23 protein-coding genes are annotated in these 21,091 nt (G+C 43.7%); 18 read left to right on the top strand and 5 right to left on the bottom strand.

Going from position 1 to position 21,091, the window contains the following annotated elements:
* The first annotated feature begins 59 nt into the window (after nt 1-59).
* Nucleotides 60-1,004 carry a 23S rRNA pseudouridine(955/2504/2580) synthase RluC gene (gene rluC, locus R7Q47_RS12640; protein WP_021033985.1) on the top strand — a complete coding sequence of 315 codons (945 nt, stop codon included), beginning with the start codon at nt 60-62 and terminating at the stop codon, nt 1,002-1,004.
* Between the two features lie 58 nt (nt 1,005-1,062).
* Here the strand turns inward: rluC and R7Q47_RS12635 are convergent, their stop codons facing one another.
* On the bottom strand, nt 1,063-1,644 hold the full coding sequence (locus tag R7Q47_RS12635; protein WP_005380845.1) for a Maf family protein: 582 nt from the start codon (nt 1,642-1,644) through the stop codon (nt 1,063-1,065).
* A 149-nt stretch (nt 1,645-1,793) separates the two neighbouring features.
* Between R7Q47_RS12635 and yceD the strand changes: the two genes are divergently transcribed.
* From yceD to R7Q47_RS12560, 15 genes are all read left to right on the top strand, one after another.
* Entirely contained in the window at nt 1,794-2,318 is a 525-nt protein-coding gene (gene yceD, locus R7Q47_RS12630; protein WP_005387307.1) for a 23S rRNA accumulation protein YceD, read from the top strand.
* Nucleotides 2,319-2,377: 59 nt separating this feature from the next.
* Nucleotides 2,378-2,548, top strand: coding sequence for a 50S ribosomal protein L32 (gene rpmF, locus R7Q47_RS12625; RefSeq protein ID WP_005396978.1), 171 nt, complete (start codon nt 2,378-2,380; stop codon nt 2,546-2,548).
* Between the two features lie 10 nt (nt 2,549-2,558).
* Nucleotides 2,559-3,584: a phosphate acyltransferase PlsX gene (plsX, locus tag R7Q47_RS12620; protein WP_017633846.1), complete on the top strand. Its 1,026-nt coding sequence runs from the start codon at nt 2,559-2,561 to the stop codon at nt 3,582-3,584.
* 5 nt (nt 3,585-3,589) lie between these two features.
* The gene (locus R7Q47_RS12615; RefSeq protein ID WP_017821385.1) at nt 3,590-4,540 is read left to right on the top strand and encodes a beta-ketoacyl-ACP synthase III; all 951 of its coding nucleotides are present in this window, start codon (nt 3,590-3,592) and stop codon (nt 4,538-4,540) included.
* 75 nt (nt 4,541-4,615) lie between these two features.
* Nucleotides 4,616-5,539: an ACP S-malonyltransferase gene (fabD, locus tag R7Q47_RS12610; protein ID WP_005387313.1), complete on the top strand. Its 924-nt coding sequence runs from the start codon at nt 4,616-4,618 to the stop codon at nt 5,537-5,539.
* Nucleotides 5,540-5,584: 45 nt separating this feature from the next.
* Nucleotides 5,585-6,319, top strand: coding sequence for a 3-oxoacyl-ACP reductase FabG (gene fabG, locus R7Q47_RS12605; RefSeq protein WP_031781117.1), 735 nt, complete (start codon nt 5,585-5,587; stop codon nt 6,317-6,319).
* Nucleotides 6,320-6,565: 246 nt separating this feature from the next.
* On the top strand, nt 6,566-6,799 hold the full coding sequence (gene acpP, locus R7Q47_RS12600; protein ID WP_004406112.1) for an acyl carrier protein: 234 nt from the start codon (nt 6,566-6,568) through the stop codon (nt 6,797-6,799).
* Between the two features lie 93 nt (nt 6,800-6,892).
* Nucleotides 6,893-8,143 (top strand): beta-ketoacyl-ACP synthase II, encoded by a 1,251-nt coding sequence (gene fabF / locus R7Q47_RS12595; protein WP_033905745.1) that lies wholly within the window; start codon nt 6,893-6,895, stop codon nt 8,141-8,143.
* 107 nt (nt 8,144-8,250) lie between these two features.
* Nucleotides 8,251-9,066: an aminodeoxychorismate lyase gene (gene pabC / locus R7Q47_RS12590; protein WP_167415352.1), complete on the top strand. Its 816-nt coding sequence runs from the start codon at nt 8,251-8,253 to the stop codon at nt 9,064-9,066.
* Nucleotides 9,063-10,079: an endolytic transglycosylase MltG gene (gene mltG / locus R7Q47_RS12585; protein ID WP_025767224.1), complete on the top strand. Its 1,017-nt coding sequence runs from the start codon at nt 9,063-9,065 to the stop codon at nt 10,077-10,079. The genes pabC and mltG overlap by 4 nt, the downstream gene beginning before the upstream one ends.
* Nucleotides 10,076-10,708 (top strand): dTMP kinase, encoded by a 633-nt coding sequence (gene tmk / locus R7Q47_RS12580; protein WP_172563541.1) that lies wholly within the window; start codon nt 10,076-10,078, stop codon nt 10,706-10,708. The genes mltG and tmk overlap by 4 nt, the downstream gene beginning before the upstream one ends.
* 24 nt (nt 10,709-10,732) lie before the next feature.
* A complete protein-coding gene (locus R7Q47_RS12575) occupies nt 10,733-11,695 on the top strand; it encodes a DNA polymerase III subunit delta' (RefSeq protein WP_213874800.1) in 963 nt (320 codons plus the stop codon).
* A complete protein-coding gene (locus R7Q47_RS12570; RefSeq protein ID WP_005372957.1) occupies nt 11,686-12,453 on the top strand; it encodes a TatD family hydrolase in 768 nt (255 codons plus the stop codon). Before R7Q47_RS12575 ends, R7Q47_RS12570 begins: the two co-directional genes overlap by 10 nt.
* Nucleotides 12,454-12,897: 444 nt before the next feature.
* On the top strand, nt 12,898-14,328 hold the full coding sequence (ptsG, locus tag R7Q47_RS12565; RefSeq protein WP_005372959.1) for a PTS glucose transporter subunit IIBC: 1,431 nt from the start codon (nt 12,898-12,900) through the stop codon (nt 14,326-14,328).
* Between the two features lie 212 nt (nt 14,329-14,540).
* The gene (locus R7Q47_RS12560; protein ID WP_005372960.1) at nt 14,541-14,942 is read left to right on the top strand and encodes a hypothetical protein; all 402 of its coding nucleotides are present in this window, start codon (nt 14,541-14,543) and stop codon (nt 14,940-14,942) included.
* 69 nt (nt 14,943-15,011) lie between these two features.
* Here R7Q47_RS12560 and R7Q47_RS12555 read toward each other — a convergent pair whose 3' ends face one another.
* From R7Q47_RS12555 to R7Q47_RS12545, 3 genes are all read right to left on the bottom strand, one after another.
* A complete protein-coding gene (locus R7Q47_RS12555; RefSeq protein ID WP_005372963.1) occupies nt 15,012-15,107 on the bottom strand; it encodes a MetS family NSS transporter small subunit in 96 nt (31 codons plus the stop codon).
* Nucleotides 15,104-16,570 (bottom strand): sodium-dependent transporter, encoded by a 1,467-nt coding sequence (locus tag R7Q47_RS12550; protein WP_054574792.1) that lies wholly within the window; start codon nt 16,568-16,570, stop codon nt 15,104-15,106. The genes R7Q47_RS12555 and R7Q47_RS12550 overlap by 4 nt, the downstream gene beginning before the upstream one ends.
* A gap of 569 nt (nt 16,571-17,139) precedes the next feature.
* Nucleotides 17,140-17,730, bottom strand: coding sequence for an outer membrane protein (locus R7Q47_RS12545; protein WP_053306612.1), 591 nt, complete (start codon nt 17,728-17,730; stop codon nt 17,140-17,142).
* A 127-nt stretch (nt 17,731-17,857) separates the two neighbouring features.
* Between R7Q47_RS12545 and R7Q47_RS12540 the strand changes: the two genes are divergently transcribed.
* Nucleotides 17,858-17,950, top strand: coding sequence for a YnhF family membrane protein (locus R7Q47_RS12540; protein WP_005372970.1), 93 nt, complete (start codon nt 17,858-17,860; stop codon nt 17,948-17,950).
* Between the two features lie 44 nt (nt 17,951-17,994).
* Complete coding sequence (locus R7Q47_RS12535) at nt 17,995-19,146, top strand: patatin family protein (RefSeq protein WP_318089090.1); 1,152 nt, start codon at nt 17,995-17,997, stop codon at nt 19,144-19,146.
* 108 nt (nt 19,147-19,254) lie between these two features.
* On the opposite strand, the gene pyk is transcribed toward R7Q47_RS12535, so the two are convergent.
* Nucleotides 19,255-20,697, bottom strand: a complete 1,443-nt coding sequence (gene pyk / locus R7Q47_RS12530; RefSeq protein ID WP_318089088.1) for a pyruvate kinase — start codon at nt 20,695-20,697, stop codon at nt 19,255-19,257.
* Nucleotides 20,698-21,091 lie beyond the last annotated feature (394 nt).

Below are 21,091 nucleotides of genomic sequence, written 5' to 3'. Positions count from 1 at the left end.
GTTTCTTTTACGACAAGAATAATGTGAAGTCGCACGAAATTGAGTTTACAATACCGCCCATGAACGAAATAAGAACAAAAGTCCAGTTCGTCGATATCGACGAAGATATGGCGGGTCAGCGCATTGATAACTTTTTGCGCAACCAATTAAAAGACATTCCTAAAAGCATGATTTACCGAATTGTGCGTAAGGGCGAAGTGCGCGTAAATAAAAAGCGTATAAAAGCAGAGTACAAGTTAAAAGCAGGCGATCTCGTTCGTATTCCACCGGTGACCGTCGAGAAAAAAGATGACGATGTCGCACCAAGTACGAAACTTAACAAAGTCGCTGAGTTGGAAAATATGATTATCTTCGAAGATGATCATATGTTGATTCTAAACAAACCATCTGGCACCGCTGTGCATGGTGGCAGTGGTTTAAAGTTTGGTGCGATTGAAGCGCTTAGGGCTCTGCGTCCTCAAGCTCGCTTTCTTGAACTTGTGCATCGTATTGACCGTGATACTTCAGGGATTTTGCTGGTTGCTAAGAAGCGTTCTGCACTTCGTCACTTGCAAGCCCAGTTTCGTGAAAAGACAGTAAAGAAGTTTTACTTAGCTCTTGTCATGGGGCAATGGAAAAGCAGTTGTAAGGTTGTGAACGCGCCACTGCTCAAAAACGAAGTGAACAGTATTGTTCGTGTTAACCCTAATGGTAAGCCGTCAGAAACGCGTTTTAAGATTTTGGAAAAGTTCGAACAAGCTACATTGATTCAGGCGAGTCCGATTACTGGTCGAACTCACCAAATCCGAGTTCATACGCAATACACTGGTCACCCAATCGCTTGGGATGATCGCTACGGTGATCGCCGCTTTGATGCTTATACAGGTCAAGTTGGTTTAGATCGTTTGTTCCTACACGCGGCAAACATCAAGTTCCAACACCCATCAAATGATGAGTGGATGGAAATCAACGCACCGATGGAACCGAAACTAGAAAAAGTGTTGGCGGGTTTAAGAAACGCGTAACCATGTTTTCCTCGCGGATGCAAAAGGGAGCCACAGGCTCCCTTTTATCGTATTTGGGTTAAAGGACATCGAGTCCTTGAACATGCAACATATCAATCAAATCAATCAATGGTAGTCCGACAAGTGTGTTCGGGTCTTTACCAACTAATTTCGTAAACAAGCAAATTCCCATGCCTTCGCTTTTAAAGCTGCCTGCGCAGTAAAAAGGTTCTTCCCTGTCGACGTAGCGTTCGATTTGTTCAAGCGTTAAATCTCTAAAGTGCACCTCGAAAGAATCAAAGCCGACTTCTGTATGGTTTGTCACGGTGTTATGTACCGCAAGACCAGTATAGAAAGTGATGACTTTTCCACTTTGAGCCAAAAGTTGATTTATCGCATTATCTCTATTTAAAGGCTTGCCAACGATTTCACCATTAATGACACAAACTTGGTCACTGCCGATAACTAAACTTGCTTTATCCGTCTGGCAAGATATTGCTTTCTCTTGGGCCAGTCTCTGCACAAGTTCAGTTGGCGTTTCTTGGTCAAAAGGTGTTTCATCGCAATCAGGTGATAAACAAACGAATGGTAGTGAGAGCTTTTCAAGCAGTTGTTTACGAAAAGGGGAAGTTGAGGCTAAAACCAGTTGGTAATTTTTCATTTTGAATTACAATTCGTGGGAGCATTTCCAATAGGATAATCGATCAAAAATGATTCTGGCTAATGCTCTGTATGTTAAGCGTAAAAAAGTACAACTTTTTTGCCTTTTTCTTTGACTAATTTTGATTTGGAAGATAATATTCGCGCCCTATGCAAAAGGTAAAAATACCGCGAACGGTTGACCCAGCTAAAGCTGCACAGAAACGATTGGATTACGATGGCATCATCCAAGCTAGTCTTTTCAAGCGCTTAGTGGAAACAACTGAAGGCGTAAAACGCGACGCAGAAGTCTCATTGTCATTTGGGATGGATGAACAGCGACTCGTTGTTATCTCTGGTAAAGCTAACATCGAAGTCGATTTAGAGTGTCAGCGTTGTAATGAGGTATTCGCACATGAGTGCGAAGTTGAATTCCTTTCTACTCCTTACTACGGTGAGAAAACAGAACAGGAAGCACCAGAAATTTATGATTTGGTAGATCTAAATGAATATGGTGAATTAGACCTCATACAACTTGTTGAAGACGAGTTCATCTTAGCATTACCTCAAATTGCGATGCACGATGAAGCGGATTGTAGCGTTGATTCAAATAACATGGTTTTTGGTGAGATTCCTGAAGAAATTGAGGAAGAAAAACCGAATCCATTCGACGTTTTGAAAAGTCTGAAAAAGTAATAGGTGTGGTAGCCGATTCTTCTTCAGGTTTTTAACCCAATAGTATAGGAGTAGGGTCAATGGCCGTACAGAAAAACCGTAAAACTCGTTCTAAGCGCGGTATGCGTCGTTCACACGATGCGCTAACTACAGCTGCTCTATCTGTAGACGCGACTTCTGGTGAAACTCACCTACGCCACAACGTAACTGCTGAAGGTTACTACCGTGGTCAAAAGGTTATCAACAAGTAAGGTTGAACCTTTGCAAAGTATTACCGTTGCACTTGATGCAATGGGCGGGGATTTCGGTCCACGCGTAACAGTGCCTGCCGCCGTGCAGGCACTGTCTCATTTCCCAGAGCTAAAAGTGATTCTTATTGGTGATCAATCTCTGATCACGTCTCAATTATCTCAACTCGGTACCTCGACCAGTTCCCGCTTGACTATTCTTCACAGCGAGAAAGTTATCTCGAACTCAGAAAAACCTTCATTGGCGTTACGTAATAGCCAAAATAGTTCTATGCGTATGGCTATCGATTTGGTTTCTGAGCAGAAAGCGGATGCTTGTGTTAGTGGTGGCAACACCGGTGCATTAATGGCACTATCGCGTTTCATTCTTAAGTTACTTCCTGGCATTGAACGTCCTGCTTTAGTTTCCGCTTTACCGACGATTACCGGAAAGCGCACTTGGATGCTAGATCTGGGGGCGAATGTATCGTGCGATGCTGATAGCTTGTTCCAATTTGCTGTAATGGGCAGTGCATTAGCTGAAGAACACTTGGGTCGTCCTCCTCGCGTTGCTGTACTCAATATTGGCGCAGAAGAGATTAAAGGTAACGATTTAGTCAAACGTTGCGCAGAAATGCTTTCTCAGACCGATGCGATTAACTTTGTCGGTTATATTGAAGGTAATCAAATTTTGCATGATGTTGCGGACGTCATTGTTTGTGATGGATTTGTCGGCAACGTATGCTTAAAAGCCAGTGAGGGAACAGCTCAACTTTTTATCGAAAAAATTAAAACCAGCATAATGGCATCAACGATAAAGGGTTGGATAGCTAGAAAGTTGTTTTCTAGGCTGTTTAATGAACTAAAAACACTGAACCCCGACCAGTATAACGGCGCAAGTTTGCTAGGATTGCGCGGCATTGTCATAAAAAGCCATGGAAGTGCGGATGTATCTGCGATTGTCAATGCACTTGGCGAGGCAGTACACGAGGTCAAACGACAAGTACCAAGCCGTATTAGCGATCGTTTGGAAGCGGTTTTACTCGAGAGGCATTATTAGTCTTCATGTATAGCAAAATTTTAGGTACTGGCAGCTACCTGCCATCTCAGGTGCGTACAAACGCAGATCTAGAGAAAATGGTAGATACAAGTGATGAGTGGATCGTTGCTCGCACGGGTATTAAAGAGCGTCGAATTGCTGCAGAAAACGAAACTGTAGCAGACATGGCATTCTACGCAGCTGAAAACGCTATCGATATGGCGGGTATTGATAAAAACGATATCGACCTGATTATCGTAGCCACAACGAGCAGTAGCCATACTTTCCCTTCATCTGCGTGTCAGGTGCAGGCAAAGCTTGGCATTAAAGGTTGTCCAGCTTTTGACTTAGCCGCTGCTTGTTCTGGTTTTGTGTACGCATTATCTGTTGCAGACCAACATATCAAATCTGGTATGTGCAAAAACGTACTTGTGATTGGTTCAGATGCTTTGTCTAAAACGTGTGATCCGACAGACCGTTCAACCATCATCCTATTTGGTGATGGTGCCGGAGCCGTTGTCGTAGGCGCTAGCCAAGAGCCTGGCATTATCTCTACTCACATATACTCGGATGGTCAATTCGGAGAGCTTCTAAGCCTACCTGTACCTGTGCGGGGGCAAGATGCGGATAAATGGCTTCATATGGCTGGGAACGAAGTATTCAAAGTCGCTGTCACTCAGCTATCGAAACTAGTAAAAGATACGCTTGAAGCCAACAACATGCATAAGTCTGAACTAGACTGGCTAGTGCCGCACCAAGCGAACTACCGCATTATTTCAGCGACAGCGAAGAAACTTTCGATGTCACTAGACCAAGTCGTGATTACACTTGATAAACACGGCAACACATCAGCTGCTACTGTGCCAACAGCACTAGATGAAGCGGTACGTGATGGTCGTATTAAACGCGGTCAAACTCTGCTTCTTGAAGCGTTTGGCGGCGGATTCACTTGGGGCTCGGCCCTTGTGAAGTTCTAAGTTTCACAAGAATTCAAAATTTAAGGTGCACTTGGTGCATCTTATTTCTTTTTACTTTGCTTAAAGGAAAACAACATGAGCAAGTTTGCTATCGTATTTCCAGGTCAAGGTTCTCAAGCTGTAGGTATGCTTGCAGAACTAGGCGAACAATATGACGTAGTAAAACAAACATTTGCAGAAGCATCTGACGCACTAGGTTACGATCTATGGGCGCTTGTTCAAAATGGACCTGCAGAAGATTTAAACGAGACTTTCCGTACTCAACCAGCTTTGCTAGCTTCATCTGTTGCAATCTGGCGTGTATGGCAGGAACTTGGCTTAGAGCAACCAGCCAACCTAGCTGGTCACAGCCTAGGTGAGTACTCAGCACTTGTATGTGCGGGTGTTATTGACTTTAAAGAAGCCATCAAGCTGGTTGAATTACGTGGTCAACTTATGCAAGAAGCAGTACCAGCTGGTACTGGCGCAATGTACGCGATTATCGGTTTGGCTGATGATGCGATTGCAAAAGCGTGTGAAGACGCAGCGCAAGGCGAAGTGGTCTCTCCAGTAAACTTTAACTCGCCTGGCCAAGTCGTTATCGCTGGTAGCAAAGACGCAGTAGAGCGAGCTGGTGCGCTATGTAAAGAAGCTGGTGCGAAGCGTGCGCTTCCTCTTCCTGTTTCAGTACCTTCACACTGTGCACTTATGAAGCCAGCAGCGGAAAAACTTGCTGTAGCTCTTGAGTCTATCGAATTTAACTCACCACAGCTGCCAGTTATCAACAACGTTGATGTGGTTGCTGAGACAGATCCTGCAAAAATCAAAGATGCGCTTGTTCGTCAGCTACATAGCCCAGTTCGTTGGACTGAAACAGTTGAACTGATGCACGAACAAGGCGTAGAAAATCTTCTTGAGCTTGGCCCTGGTAAAGTTTTAACAGGTCTAACAAAACGTATCGTGAAAACGCTAACTGCAGCAGCAGTGAATGATATCGCATCGCTAGACGCTGCGAAGTAATCCATCAAGCGATAAATTTGCGATAAGAAAAGGAAACACAACATGATGAATCTAGAAGGTAAGATCGCGCTAGTTACCGGCGCAAGCCGTGGTATTGGCCGCGCGATCGCGGAACTTCTTGTCGAGCGAGGTGCTACGGTTATCGGTACTGCTACTTCTGAAAGTGGTGCGGCTGCTATCAGCGAGTATCTTGGTGATAACGGTAAAGGCTTAGCGCTTAACGTGACTGATGTCGAGTCTATCGAAGCGACATTAAAAACGATCAACGAAGAATTTGGTGTGATCGATATTCTGGTGAATAACGCTGGTATTACTCGTGACAACCTATTGATGCGCATGAAAGATGATGAGTGGAACGACATCATCGATACCAACCTAACGCCTATCTACCGCATGTCTAAAGCGGTTTTACGCGGTATGATGAAAAAACGTGCGGGTCGTATCATCAACGTAGGCTCTGTTGTTGGTACCATGGGTAATGCTGGTCAAACTAACTACGCAGCAGCGAAAGCGGGCGTGATTGGTTTTACTAAATCAATGGCTCGTGAAGTTGCGTCTCGTGGTGTAACAGTGAACACTGTTGCTCCTGGTTTCATCGAAACTGACATGACTAAGGCGCTAAATGATGACCAACGTGCGGCAACTTTGTCGAACGTGCCAGCAGGTCGTTTAGGTGACCCACGTGAAATTGCATCAGCAGTAGTTTTCCTTGCTTCTCCTGAAGCCGCGTACATTACTGGTGAAACTTTGCATGTAAATGGTGGCATGTACATGGTTTAATGCGACAGTTTATGCAAAATAAGCTATTTTACATTGTGAAAAATAGCCTATAGTTGCAGTTAACTGTCATGAACTTGTCATGCTTATGCGCAAGATTTGTGCATGATTTAAGTCAAAAATGTATTGAAATTCGGTTAAATTCGCTAATTTTGTGGTTTGACCAGCAAGGACCCCCTTGCAACTTTCAATAGTTCGAATAAACTACGGAATCATCGCATTAGGCGAAATCTGTAAAGGAAAAGAAAAATGAGCAACATCGAAGAACGCGTAAAGAAAATCATTGTTGAACAGCTAGGTGTAGACGAAGCAGAAGTTAAAAACGAAGCTTCTTTCGTTGACGATCTAGGTGCTGATTCTCTAGACACTGTAGAACTAGTTATGGCTCTAGAAGAGGAATTCGACACTGAGATTCCTGACGAAGAAGCTGAGAAGATCACTACTGTTCAAGCTGCAATCGACTACGTAAACAGCGCTCAGTAATTAGCTCTCCCAGGCGGTCTCCTAGACCGCCTGTGTTCTTTCTAACTTCTTCTATCCTCTCATAGAAATATTCAATTCCCGGAGAATTATATCGTGTCCAAGCGTCGTGTAGTTGTCACTGGCATGGGTATGTTGTCACCGGTAGGCAACACAGTAGAATCATCTTGGAAAGCCCTGCTAGAAGGTCAAAGTGGTATCGTAAATATCGAGCACTTTGATACTACGAACTTCTCAACTCGTTTTGCAGGTCTTGTTAAAGATTTCGATTGCACAGAGTACATGTCTAAAAAAGATGCTCGTAAGATGGACCTTTTCATCCAGTACGGCATTGCAGCGGGTATTCAAGCTCTTGATAACTCTGGCTTACAAATTACCGAAGAAAATGCGGCTCGAGTTGGTGTTGCTATCGGCTCAGGCATTGGCGGTCTTGACCTTATCGAAACTGGCCATACTGCATTAGTAGACAAAGGCCCTCGCAAAGTTAGCCCATTTTTTGTTCCTTCGACCATTGTAAACATGGTTGCAGGTAACCTATCTATCATGCGTGGTCTTCGTGGTCCAAATATCGCGATTTCTACCGCATGTACTACTGGCTTGCATAATATCGGCCATGCAGCACGTATGATTGCCTACGGCGATGCAGATGCGATGGTTGCTGGTGGTGCAGAAAAAGCTTCTACGCCTCTTGGCATGGCTGGCTTCGGTGCAGCTAAAGCGCTATCTACTCGTAATGACGAGCCTCAAAAAGCGTCTCGCCCATGGGATAAAGGCCGTGATGGTTTTGTTCTAGGTGATGGTGCTGGCATGATGGTGCTTGAAGAGTACGAACACGCGAAAGCACGTGGCGCGAAGATTTACGCAGAACTGGTTGGTTTTGGTATGTCTGGTGATGCTTACCACATGACATCTCCAAGCGAAGACGGCTCTGGTGGTGCACTTGCGATGGAAGCGGCGATGCGTGACGCTAACATCACAGGTACTCAAGTAGGTTATGTGAATGCTCACGGTACTTCTACTCCTGCTGGTGATGTTGCAGAAATCAAGGGCGTGAAACGTGCTCTTGGTGAAGAAGGTGCGAAGCAAGTTCTTGTGTCTTCAACTAAGTCTATGACGGGTCACCTATTAGGTGCTGCTGGCTCTGTTGAAGCAATTATCACGGTTATGTCTTTGGTTGACCAAATTGTTCCGCCAACCATTAACCTTGATGATCCAGAAGAAGGTCTAGACATCGACCTTGTGCCGCATACCGCGCGCAAAGTTGAAGGTATGGAGTACGCTATCTGTAACTCGTTTGGCTTTGGTGGTACAAACGGTTCTTTGATCTTCAAGAAGTTCGCTGAGTAACACTATCTAACCTAATTTAGATAAGCGAAACTTGTATTCTAACGGCTCGATGCTTAGCATTGAGCCGTTTTGTTTTATTTGTTGTCTGCTAATTTGAAGGTACGTGAATGTTTTGGGTAAATGGAGTTCCGCAAACGCATGTAGAGCTAGGTGATCGCTCATTCCAATACGGTGATGGAGGCTTTACCACCATCCTGACCCAAAATGGAGAGTTGGTTTACTGGCAAGAACATACTGAGCGCATGAGTGCTTGCCTTGACGCTTTGAAGATCTCTTCACCTGACTGGAAAGTTGTGCATGATTGGGCAAGCAAAGCGGTTTTATCTGACGCACGAGCGGGGGTGAAGATTCACGTTAGCCGCGGTATTGGCGGGCGAGGGTATAGCCCTAATGGGATTAAAGGCCCTATCGTGACGATTTCCAATTTTGCGTTTCCTTCTCATTATTCATCTTGGCAAGAACAAGGTGTGGACTTGGGCGTTTGTAATACTCGTCTAGGGATTCAACCTTTACTTGCGGGACATAAGCACAACAACCGTTTAGAGCAGATTCTCGCCAAGGCTGAAATCGACGATACCGAGTTTGCAGATGCAATAACGTTAAATGTGCAAAACCATGTCATTGAAACTACAATGGCCAACCTTTTTTGGGTTAAAGGTAATAAAGTATTTACGCCGGAGCTGACCTTATCAGGCGTTACGGGCGTAATGCGTCGTAAGGTGCTTGAGTTACTTAAAGTAAGTCATATTGAAGTCATCGAGGGGCGTTTTATACTTCCAGATTTGCTGAGTGCTGACGAGGCTTTCATGTGTAACTCAATATTAGGTGTCGCACCTATTCGCAGCATAGTGACATCGAACTCTAAGACTATATTTCCGATAGGAAAATTGACTCAACGACTGCAAGGGAATTTAACTACGTGATTAAAAAACTGTTGGCTTTTGTTGTGCTGATCGCAGTGATAGGCGCAGCAGCTGTTTTTTATATAATTTCACAGGCTAAACAATACGTTGAAAAGCCTATTCTATTGGAACAACCTCAGCTGTTTACTGTAGAAAGTGGTACAAGCTTTCATCATGTCATGCGCGCCTTAGTTGAAGATGAGGTGATTGAAACATCGGAGTACATCCGTTTAATTCCTCACTTATATCCAGAATTGTTGCAAGTGCGAGCGGGTACTTACCAACTTGAGCCTGGTATGTCACTTTCGCAAACATTGGAGCATCTGAATACTGGAAAAGAATACCAGTTTGCGATCACTTTTGTTGAAGGCAGCCGCTTTTCTGAATGGGTAGATCAACTAAAAAGTGCTCCTTATTTAAAGCATGATTTAACCGATCTTTCAGAAAAAGAAATGGCTGCGAAGCTCGGAATTGAGAGAGAAAAGCTAGAAGGGTTGTTTTTAGCAGAAACCTACCATTACACAGCGGGTGCGAGTGAAAGCCAGTTATTAAAACGAGCGCATCGAAAACTCAATAAAATACTGGATGCTAACTGGGAAGCTCGTCAAGAAAAGCTGCCATTACAGGACAAATATGAAGCCTTGATTCTCGCGTCTATCATCGAGAAAGAGACGGCTATTGATTCTGAGCGTGAGCGCGTCGCTTCTGTGTTTATCAACCGATTGAACAAACGCATGCGGTTACAAACTGATCCGACAGTTATTTATGGTATGGGTGACGCCTACGATGGCAACATTCGTAAGAAAGATTTGCGTACGCCGACACCATATAACACCTATACCATCAATGGTTTGCCACCAACACCGATTGCGATGGCTGGTGAAGCTTCCATTGAAGCGGCTTTGAATCCAGAAAGCAGCAACTATTTATATTTTGTAGCAAGTGGAAAGGGCGGACATGTATTTTCGAAATCCCTTGCTGAGCACAACCGTGCTGTTCGTGCCTATTTAAGAGAACTAAGAAAGAACAAATGATGAAAGCAAACTTTATTGTCGTTGAAGGCCTAGAAGGCGCGGGTAAAAGCACTGCGATTAAAACCGTTTTAGATACGCTAAAAGCGGCCGGTATTGAGGATATCGTAAATACCCGTGAGCCAGGAGGCACACCGCTAGCAGAAAAAATGCGTGCTCTGGTGAAAGAAGAGCACGAAGGCGAAGAACTTAAGGACATGACGGAGTTGCTTCTTCTGTACGCTGCACGCGTTCAGTTGGTTGAGAACGTGATCAAACCAGCTTTGGAAAACGGTCAGTGGGTGGTTGGTGACCGACACGATATGTCGTCGCAAGCTTATCAAGGTGGTGGCCGTCAGATTGACGCATCGTTAATGAAAAATCTCCGGGATACAACGCTTGGTGATTTTAAACCTGCTCTCACTCTCTATATGGATATTGACCCTCGTGTTGGGCTTGAGCGTGCGCGTGGGCGTGGTGAGTTAGATCGTATAGAGAAGATGGATATTAGTTTCTTCGAGCGTACACGTGAGCGTTATTTGGAGATTGCTCATGCCGATCCTTCCGTCGTTATCATTAACGCAGAACAGACGATTGAAGGCGTGTCGCGTGATATTCGGGACGCTCTAAACGAGTGGCTAGCTCGTCAATAAGTGAAACGTAAATTTAGGTGACTCATGTTAAATGATTATCCATGGCTACAGCCAATATGGGATAACCTCAAAGTAGGGTTAGAGTCGGACAGAATACCAGGTGCGCTTTTATTACAAAGCGAGCAGGGCTTGGGCATCGAAAAACTTATCGAGTTTTTTAGCCAAGCACTTCTTTGCCAAAATTACGCGAGTGAAGCATGCGGTTTTTGTCATAGCTGCCAGCTAAATCAATCTCAAAACCACCCTGATTTACACTGGATCAAGCCAGAGAAAGAAGGAAAGGCGATAACGGTGGACCAAATTCGCGCTTGTAACCGTCTTGCTCAGGAATCATCTCAGCTTAATGGTTACCGCCTATTTGTAATAGAACCGGCGGACTCTATGAACGAGTCGGCATCGAATGCGCTGTTAAAGACGCTAGAAGAGCCTGGGGAAAAGTGCTTGTTTTTGCTCGTTACCCACAATCAGGAGCGTCTGCTCCCAACGATTCGTAGCCGTTGCCAACACTGGGTTGTTGCGCCTCCGTCAGCGGAACAAGCAATGCAATGGATGCACGAACAAGGGGCGAAGCAAGTTCCTGCTTATGCCTTAAAACTGAATATGGGCTCTCCAATAAAAACATTGGATGCGTTAAATAATGGTGATCTCGAAGCTTACTTGGCTTTTGAACGCAGTTTTATTAAGGCAATGTCTTCTCCTGTTTCAGACGTTTCTGAGTGTGCTTCTTTAATCGCTAAACACTCAGAGCAATCACTAGACTGGGCATGGTATTTACTGACAGATGCTCAGAAAGCGCAGTTTGGTGTATCAGAAGCTCAAATGCTTCCGGGCGCGACAAAGTTTCAACCGGACAACTATAACGGTTTGTACTCATCAGCGAAGGCGCTGATGAACCTGAAAGCTCAGGTGCAAGCCTTTCCTGGCCTGAACCTTGAGCTACTATCAATGAATTGGTTAATTGAATCACGAGAGGCATTATGTTCGTAGATTCTCATTGTCATTTAGACAAATTGAATTACGACGATCTCCACATCAATGTGGAAGACGTTATTAACAAAGCTAAACAAGCAAACGTAACTGAGCTACTTTCTGTTGGAGTAACGCTGGATTCTTTCCCGAAAATGATGGAAATGATCGAGCCTTATGACAATGTTTATGCTTCGTGCGGTGTGCATCCACTTGATGTTGAAAGCGACTTTTCGATGGACGTATTGCGCCACCATGCGTCGAATGCAAAAGTCGTCGCTATTGGCGAAACGGGTTTAGATTATCATTACAAGCCCGAAACGGCCGCGTTACAGAAAGAGCGCTTTGAGCAACACGTTGATCTTGCAGTGGAGCTCAACAAACCTTTAATTATCCATACCAGAAACGCACGTGCGGATACTCTTGATATTTTGCGTAAGGGTGGGGCAGAGAAATGTGGTGGTGTTATCCACTGTTTTACAGAAGATCTTCCATTTGCTGAAGCTGCACTGGAGCTGGGGTTTTATATTTCTATCTCGGGGATTGTTACTTTCCGTCAAGCTACAGAGTTAAAAGAAGTGGTGAAGACTCTACCTTTAGAGAAGCTTCTTATTGAGACAGATTCTCCTTACTTGGCTCCTGTCCCTCATCGTGGCAAAGAGAATCAACCCGCTTATGTTGTCGAAGTCGCTTCTTATATTGCGCAACTCAAATCGTGCTCTCTTTCTGAAGTGGCACAAAAAACCACCGAAAACTTCCGAAATCTTTTTTTGCGATGAAAAAATAATAAGAGCATAAAAAAGGAGCTTAGGCTCCTTTTTTGTTGATAAAAACAACAGATACGCTCACGAGTTTAATGTTTACTAAAAATGTTGATTTAATAACATTCAAAAATCACAAATGTAATTTTGTTACTAAAAATAACATTGAGGCGTATTTTATTTACGCCTTAAAATTAATTATATAAATAATTAATTCTTTATAAAACAGTAATATAAGTGCAATGCAAACCTTTTCATCGGCTGTTTTTGGGTGTGATCCAAGACTTGTTTTGAAACTAAATTTCGTAACTGTGTGGAAAGTTTGAGGGTCATCAATATATATTTAGAGCCGGAAAATATAATGCAGTTGTGGTTACATTTTCATTGGGTGCTAACCTTTAGGCTACGGGGGTGTGCCGTTAGTGCCCAAATAATACTTATAAATTTATCAGGAGCATAAACATGTTTAAGAACCTTTTTGCTAACCTGCAAAAAGTTGGTAAGGCTCTGATGCTTCCAGTATCAGTTTTACCAGTTGCAGGTATTTTATTAGGTGTGGGTGCTGCCCATCTAAGCTTTATTCCAGAGATCGTTTCTAATCTTATGGAACAAGCTGGTGGTTCAGTATTCGGCCAAATGGCACTTCTATTTGCAGTAGGTGTAGCTCTAGGCTTCACTAACAACGACGGTGTTGCAGGTCTTGCAGCTATCGTTGGTTACGGCATCATGACGGCAACGCTAGGTGTAATGGCGGGCGTTATGGGTGTTGAGAAAATCGATACAGGTGTACTAGGTGGTATCCTTGTCGGTGGTGTGGCTGCTTGGGCATTCAACCGTTTCTTCAAAATCCAACTTCCAGAGTACCTTGGCTTCTTCGCTGGTAAGCGCGCAGTGCCAATCATCACTGGTTTTGCTGCGATCATCCTAGGTGTTATCCTTTCTGTTATCTGGCCACCAATTGGCGGTGCAATTTCTGCATTCTCTGATTGGGCTGCACACCAAAACCCACAGCTAGCATTCGGTATCTACGGTGTTGTTGAGCGTTCTCTAATCCCATTCGGTCTACACCACGTATGGAACGTACCGTTCTTCTTCGAAGCAGGTTCTTGTGTTAACGCTGCCGGTGAAGCTCAAAATGGTGTACTAACTTGTTACCTAGTTGCTGATGAAGCATCTCGTGCTGCTGGTAATGGCTTCGGTCAGCTAGCGGGTGGTTACATGTTCAAGATGTTCGGTCTACCAGCTGCAGCAATCGCAATTGCTCATTGTGCTAAACCAGAAAACCGTGCAAAAGTAATGGGTATCATGGCGTCAGCTGCACTGACTTCATTCCTAACTGGTATTACTGAGCCAATCGAATTCTCATTCCTATTCGTTGCTCCACTACTATACGGTATCCACGCTCTACTAGCTGGTTCTGCATACATCGTTTCGAACACTCTAGGCTTTGTACACGGTACTTCTTTCTCTCACGGTCTGATCGACTTCCTAGTTCTATCTGGTAACGCTCAGAAGATGGTGCTAATGATTGCCGTTGGTCTAGTTTACGCAGTAATTTACTACGTAGTGTTCCGTGGTGTAATCACAGCGCTTGACCTAAAAACACCTGGCCGTGAAGATGAAACGGAAAGTGCAGCTGTAACTTCTGGCTCTGATATGGGCGGTGAACTGGTTGCAGCGTTTGGCGGTAAAGCTAACATTACTGGTCTAGATGCATGTATCACACGTCTACGTGTAGCAGTTGCAGATACAGCAGCTGTTGACCAAGACAAGCTAAAACAACTAGGCGCTGCTGGTGTTGTAGTTGTAGCTGGTGGTGTACAGGCTATCTTCGGTACTAAGTCTGATAACCTAAAAACTGAAATGGATGAGTGGATTCGTAACCACGGTTAATCGCAGTCATTCATAGTAATGCATAAAAGGAGGCTTCGGCCTCCTTTTTTAGTTCCTATTTTATTAACTGACAGTTCCTTTTTAGTGTGATCCTAAACTCATCTTTACTTTTGTCAGCTTTTTCATACATCGAGCTTACCCATCGTTGACATATTGATATGCCATTATGTTTGAATAGCGAATAATGTTTTTTTGAATAATTGATAACGTGTATGAAGAACAAATTCATTTTAGTTTTGGGACTAGTTTCTAGTACGGCAATGGCGGCAAGCGAACCAACGGATCTATCAGTTGGTATGGCTGTCGATCAACAATTAAGTGTTGTTGTAGAGTTAGATAACAAATATCGTGGCATTATCGGAAACGATGGTATGGCGTTTGATTACATCGCTAAGCGTGGAACATTCGATCAAAACATGCCTGTGACTTGGTATGTCGGCGTTGGTGGCTGGTATGAATGGGATGACGAGTTTGGTGTGAGAGTACCACTTGGTGTGAACTGGGATTTATCACGCGGCTGGGACCTTTATGGCCAAATACACCCAGAGCTAGATCTTTACAAAGGTGCTGACTTGCAACTTGGCGGCGCCGTTGGCATCAAGTACAGTTTCTAGAATTGAACTAATGTATGTATAAAAAAACGCCGGTAACTACCGGCGTTTTTTTGTATGGAACTTAACGTTCTATTGTTTATCCATGGCTCGCTTAATGCAAACGGCAGCGCCGCCCCAAGTGATACCTAAACCAATAACCATCATAATAATTGCGCTGATTGTCATTTTGCTGTCTCCTTGCGGTTCACTGCGTTGATCACTAGACCAAAGATAAAGAGTGCGGCGATAAGTGCCCAGCCTAAAGTTAGATCATAGCCACCGTAGCCTTCAGTAGTTAGGGCGTATAGCTTGGTCGCTAAGATAATGGCGAGCATGATTGGTGTAACGAAGCGTAAGCAGATCTCGAACCATTGACCAACGGAGAAATCAGAGCGCTCGTTAACGTAATTACGTACTTCTGGCACGCGCTTCAATAGCCACGCCATCAAGACAATCTCAACCAGACCACCAACCATGATGCCAACGTTGTTTGCAAAGTGGTCTACTAGATCGAGTAGCAGCAGACCGCCATTGGTAGCAAACGCCATAGAGACAACGAAGCCAATACCAATCACAACATTTGCAGCTTTTTTACGGCTCCACTTCAGCTTGTCGATAATGGCTGAAGTTACGGCTTCCATAATTGAAATATGCGAACTTAGACCAGCAACCACCAGTGCAAAGAAGAACAGTGGACCAAGAATATATGGAGCAGGTAGTAGGTTAATTGCCGCAGGTAAAGTAACAAAAGCCAAGCCAACGCCTGCAGATACCACCTCTGTTAACGGCTTACCTTGCTCTTGAGCCATGTAACCCAATACTGAGAAGATCATGATGCCGGCTAGGATCGAGAAGCCACAGTTGATCAACACGGTCATAAACGCGTTATTCGTTATGTCCGACTTTTCTGGTAGGTAGCTAGAGTAAGCTAGCATGATGGCGAAGCCGATACTTAGCGTAAAGAAGATCTGACCATATGCCGCTGCCCATACTTTCACATCCCAAATTTTGCTGAAATCGGGTTCGAACATGTAGTTCACGCCATCTAGAGCTCCTGGCAAGAAAATCATACGTCCGATTAAGAAAATCACCATCAAGAATAGGATTGGCATCATAATTTTAGATGCTCGTTCAATTCCTGATTTCACGCCTTTGGCAATAGCGGTGTAAGTAATTGCCCAAGCAATTACCATGGATAAAGCAATCTTCCATTGAATACTGCCTAAGTCTGTTGGTGAGTTGTCACCTAGCTTTAGGTATTCACTAAAGAAAAATGCGTTGGTATCGGTTCCCCAACCTTGAGTAAACGACAACCCAAAGTAAGAAATCGACCAACCGATAACAGCCACATAGTAAACGGCAATAACTGCAGCCACACCAACTTGGAACCAACCAAGCCATTCAAATTTAGAATGAATTTTCGCAAGTGTTTTTGGTGCCGAGCCTCGGTATTTTTGTCCCATACTGAACTCAAGGATCATAAATGGAATACCGGCAGTGATCATGGCAAAAATGTAAGGAATAAAAAATGCGCCGCCACCGTTTTCATAGGCCATGTATGGGAAACGCCAAATGTTTCCCAAACCGATAGCAGACCCAACTGCTGCTAAGATGAATCCCGCCCGGGATCCCCATTGTTCTCGCTTCATATTTGACTCCTATAAGACTCCCTGAGGAATGAAGCTCTCTACGTAACACAGTAATAATTGCGCAAACAGTTGGAAGAAAGGACCGCTGTTATCCATCAGCTTTTCTATCCTTAATTCTAACTTTTTATAATTTTATAGAGCTATATTCTGGCTACTGTAAGAGAAAGTAGATTATTAATCTTAAAATTTTGATGTGTGTTTGATAAAACTGAAATATTTATCTGTTTTCACTGATCAGACTAACTTCTAATAATACTTAGCGCAATAGAATCTAAATGTTAATTCAGATGCGTTGTCTGGTTTTAATCTTGTTAAATTTGAGTTTGATTGTGGTTTTGTGTGGGTGGTTGGTTGTTTGTCTGGAATAAATAACTGGGATCTAATAATTGCTTTGGTGTTTAAGACTATTTTGATGAATTAGGGCGTACGGCTATCTTTTGTGCACCTATCTAGATGATGCTTCGTTACTTTGCCAAACAATGGTGTTTAGACGATGTCCTTTATCGGCTCTGTGCAGGACTCGTTCAGCGTTCTTTGTGACGAGCCCTACAGAGGAACATGCATAAAAATTAGAAGCGGAAACTAAAACCAACATTTGATTGGAATTGGTTCATCCAATCAGTATCGAACTTAATGATACAGTTTGAGCCGTCATTAGGTAGAGTACAGGCGCCAGATGTATCGTTATCAACGACCGTTCCTAACCATCTCAGTTGGGCTGTTAACGCAAAGTTCTTTGAAAATTCATATTCCAGCCCTGCAAAAGCGCTAGCCGAAAATCCGTATTTTTTGTCTACCCAATCCACATCGGCATAAGAAGCGCCCAAACCTACACCGATATAGGTTTGCCAATTTTCTGCGACAGGATAGTACATGCTGCTTTGGAAGTGCAGATAATGGATATCTGCCGAGTTGGACAGCTTTTCAAGTTCCGTCGATTGATTGGAGTAAAACAATCCGATCCTTCCTTTTTCTAAGGGAGTCTCGACTGAAAGAGCGTAATTCACTGCGGGGTCGAGATCGTATTTATTACCACTTTCATCCTCTACTTGGCCGCCTCCTGTATAGCCTATGTATGGTGTAACGATGATATTCGCTTGTGCATTGATAGCAGTACTCATCATCATGATTCCTACTAGCCAGCTGAGTTTTTGGTTCATGCCCTATCTCCTTATTATGACTAAGCTAATTGTGATGGGTTAGTCAAAATTGCGCGACTAAATTAAGCAAATCTTGAACATATTTCACACCGGTGTTATTAATTTGTTACATATTAAGGAGGTGTTTATGGAACACGATCTAAAATCCGCATTAATCATTGTGGTGACTGTTTTTGCAGTGCTTTTGTCATTTGGCATCATTGCTATTACAACAGCTTAAGATAACCACTTTTACCAAACGTTTTAACAAAATGGCGTGAGCCTATGATACGTAACAGCGGTATAATCACAGAAAGCCATGCAGAGCTTGATGTAAAAGTTTATGAGCACTTTAGGCATGGTAAAACTGCTTTAGTCACGCAAGGTGGAGGGCAGAGAGGGATTTTTACCGCTGGCGTTTTAGACGCCTTTTTACTTTCCAACTTCGATCCTTTCGATGAATTCTATGGCACCTCTTCCGGAGCACTTAACTTATGTTCTTACTTGTGTCGTCAACATGGCATGGGCAAAGCTTTTATTACCGAGCTGACAACGTCTCCTGAATTTTTTAATCTGTTTCGCTATATCCGAAAGCAGCAGTACTTAGGTTTAGAGTGGGCATTAGAACGGATTCAAGATTTCCCATACAAGCTTGACCTTGATTTAGGTCGTAGTGCATTGGGAAAACGAGGAGCGTTTGCTGCGGTAACGAATATAGAGACGCTATCAGATCAATATCTACCAATCTTGGATGACTCGTGGTTTAACACTATGCTAGCGACATGTGCGATTCCCAAGTTGTACCACGGACCTGTCGACGTAAATGGCAATAAGTTTGTTGATGGCGGCGTGTCTGCCTCTATCCCTGTTCAAGAAGCGTGGCGTCAGAATGCTCGCAACATTATTGTCATTCGCACAGAGCCGTTTTCAGAGATTGAAGCGAGAGCCCAAAGTGAAGTGGGGGATGTGCCTGTCGAATGGTATCGAGAGTCTATCAACTCAGTACAGCAATCATGGCAGCAAAAAGTGAATCAGTGGAAGCTGGATTGGGCGTCGTTCTTCCAACAAAAAATTAATGCAGCACATCAATCGAAGCTTGCAGGGAAAATGCTGTTAAATGGAGGTCGTTGGTTGTTCGGTGCCGATAACTTGTATCGTTTAAGTCATCTGATTGGTGAGAATTTTGATTCAGGTTTAGCCGACATGCTGATGATTCATTATCAAACATTTGAGCTCACTCAGGCCTTTATATCTGCTCCACCTGACGACACTTTTATTTTACAAGTTGCGCCTAAAGAGGGACTTCGTTCTTCTTCTTTGTTAAGTGACCAAGAGTCACTAGAGCATGACTATCAACTTGGGCTTCAAGCTGGGTTTAACCTAGTTCAACTCTATGACCAGCTGGATGTTGAAATTGATGGTAGAGAGAGTGCATAAACCTTCTTACGTTCACGATGTGCGCAATATACAAAGCATATAAATAAGGCTCCATTTTCGGAGCCTTATTTGCGGGTTCTTGTGGTTAACTCCGGTTAGGTATAACGACTACGCTTGTAGAATGCGCATGCAGTTGGTTGAGCCAACAACATCCATTACATCGCCTTGAGTAATAATGACTAAATCACCTTTGTGCAAGAACCCTTGCTCTTTAAGGCTAGTAATCGCTGCTTGAGCCGTTGGTAAACCCGCATCACTTTTTGACTCGAAATATACAGGTGTCACGCCTCGGTATAATGCTGCTCGATTTAGTGTTGATTCATTCCGTGATAAGGCAAATATTGGCAAGCCAGAGCTTAAGCGAGACATCATCAACGCAGTCCTGCCGGACTCAGTTAACGAGATCATCGCTTTAATTCCTTCCATGTGATTCGCAGAGTACATGGTTGCCATTGCGATGGTTTCTTCAGCGGTTTCGAAGGTTCTATCTAAGCGATAGGTTGATAGACTTGCCTCCGACATTTTTTCTGCCCCCACACATACTTCGGCCATGGATTTGACCGTTTCTACAGGATATTTACCTGCAGCGGTCTCTCCAGAAAGCATCACCGCGTCAGTGCCGTCTAGAACCGCATTGGCTACATCCATCACTTCAGCACGCGTTGGCATTGGGCTAGTAATCATGGATTCCATCATTTGTGTCGCAGTAATCACGATACGGTTTAAACTGCGTGCGCGGCGAATCAGTTTTTTCTGGATACCTATGAGCTCAGGGTCACCGATTTCTACACCAAGGTCACCACGTGCAACCATCACTACATCGGATGCGAGAATAATGGCGTCAATAGACTCATTGGTCGCGACGGTTTCTGCTCGTTCGACTTTAGCCACTAACATGGCTTCAAGGCCTGCATCTCTGGCTAAGCGTCGAGCGTAATGCATGTCTTCGCCGTTACGTGGGAATGAAATAGCAAGGTAGTCCACTTGAATTGCTGCGGCGGTAAGAATGTCGGCTTTATCTTTCTCTGTGAGCGCATCGGCTGACAATCCGCCGCCTTTTTTGTTGATCCCTTTATTGTTGGACAGTGGACCACCGACAATCACACGGGTATGAACTTTATTACCCTCTACTTTGGTAACTTGCAGCTGAACGCGTCCATCATCGAGTAATAAAATGTCATTTGGTGAAACATCTTGCGGTAGTTCTTTATAATCTAACCCTACAGATTCTTTATTGCCTTCACCTTTTGGTAAATCACTATCTAATGTGAATTTATCGCCCACATTCAAAATGACTTGGCCGTCTTTAAACGTTGATACACGGATTTTAGGGCCTTGTAAGTCACCAAGAATAGCAACCTGACGCCCAAGTCTTGCTGCAATGGTACGGACTTTGTTCGCACGTTGAATGTGGTCTTCACTGGTTCCATGTGAAAAATTCATACGGACAACGTTTGCACCGGCTTTGATGATCTCCTCAAGTATATTGTCCTTATCCGTTGAAGGACCCAGCGTAGTGACAATTTTTGTTCGTCTTAATTTGGAAGTCATAGATTCTCCGATGAATGTGTGTGTAAAGGTAACTTGAACTCTATCCTTACTTTACGCAATCGCTCTCAAGGTTAGCCTCGTTGCTGAGCCCACACCTTAAAGCTACTTGAATATAAGTATATGCACAGAATGTTTATATTAAGAGTAACCCCGGTAAAACAGACAGATATTCGACAGGCAATGGCCTTATTGATAAAAATGCGCTGCTTTAAAGGCACTACTTCATAATTTAGTGAATAAAAATAAGTTATTTTTCAAACAATTTAACAGGAGTAGATTCTTCGTTATTTGATTGAATACACAAACAAACAGGTTTATACGTGATGCTTGTCACGGGGATTTATTAATTCACTTCACAATTAGTTCGCAAAGTAAAAAAATTGTCCCGTTATAG

The sequence above is a fragment of the Vibrio sp. Vb0349 genome, assembly GCF_033338975.1.
Note: the sequence above shows the minus strand (reverse complement) of the source record. Positions and strands in the feature narration are given on the sequence as shown.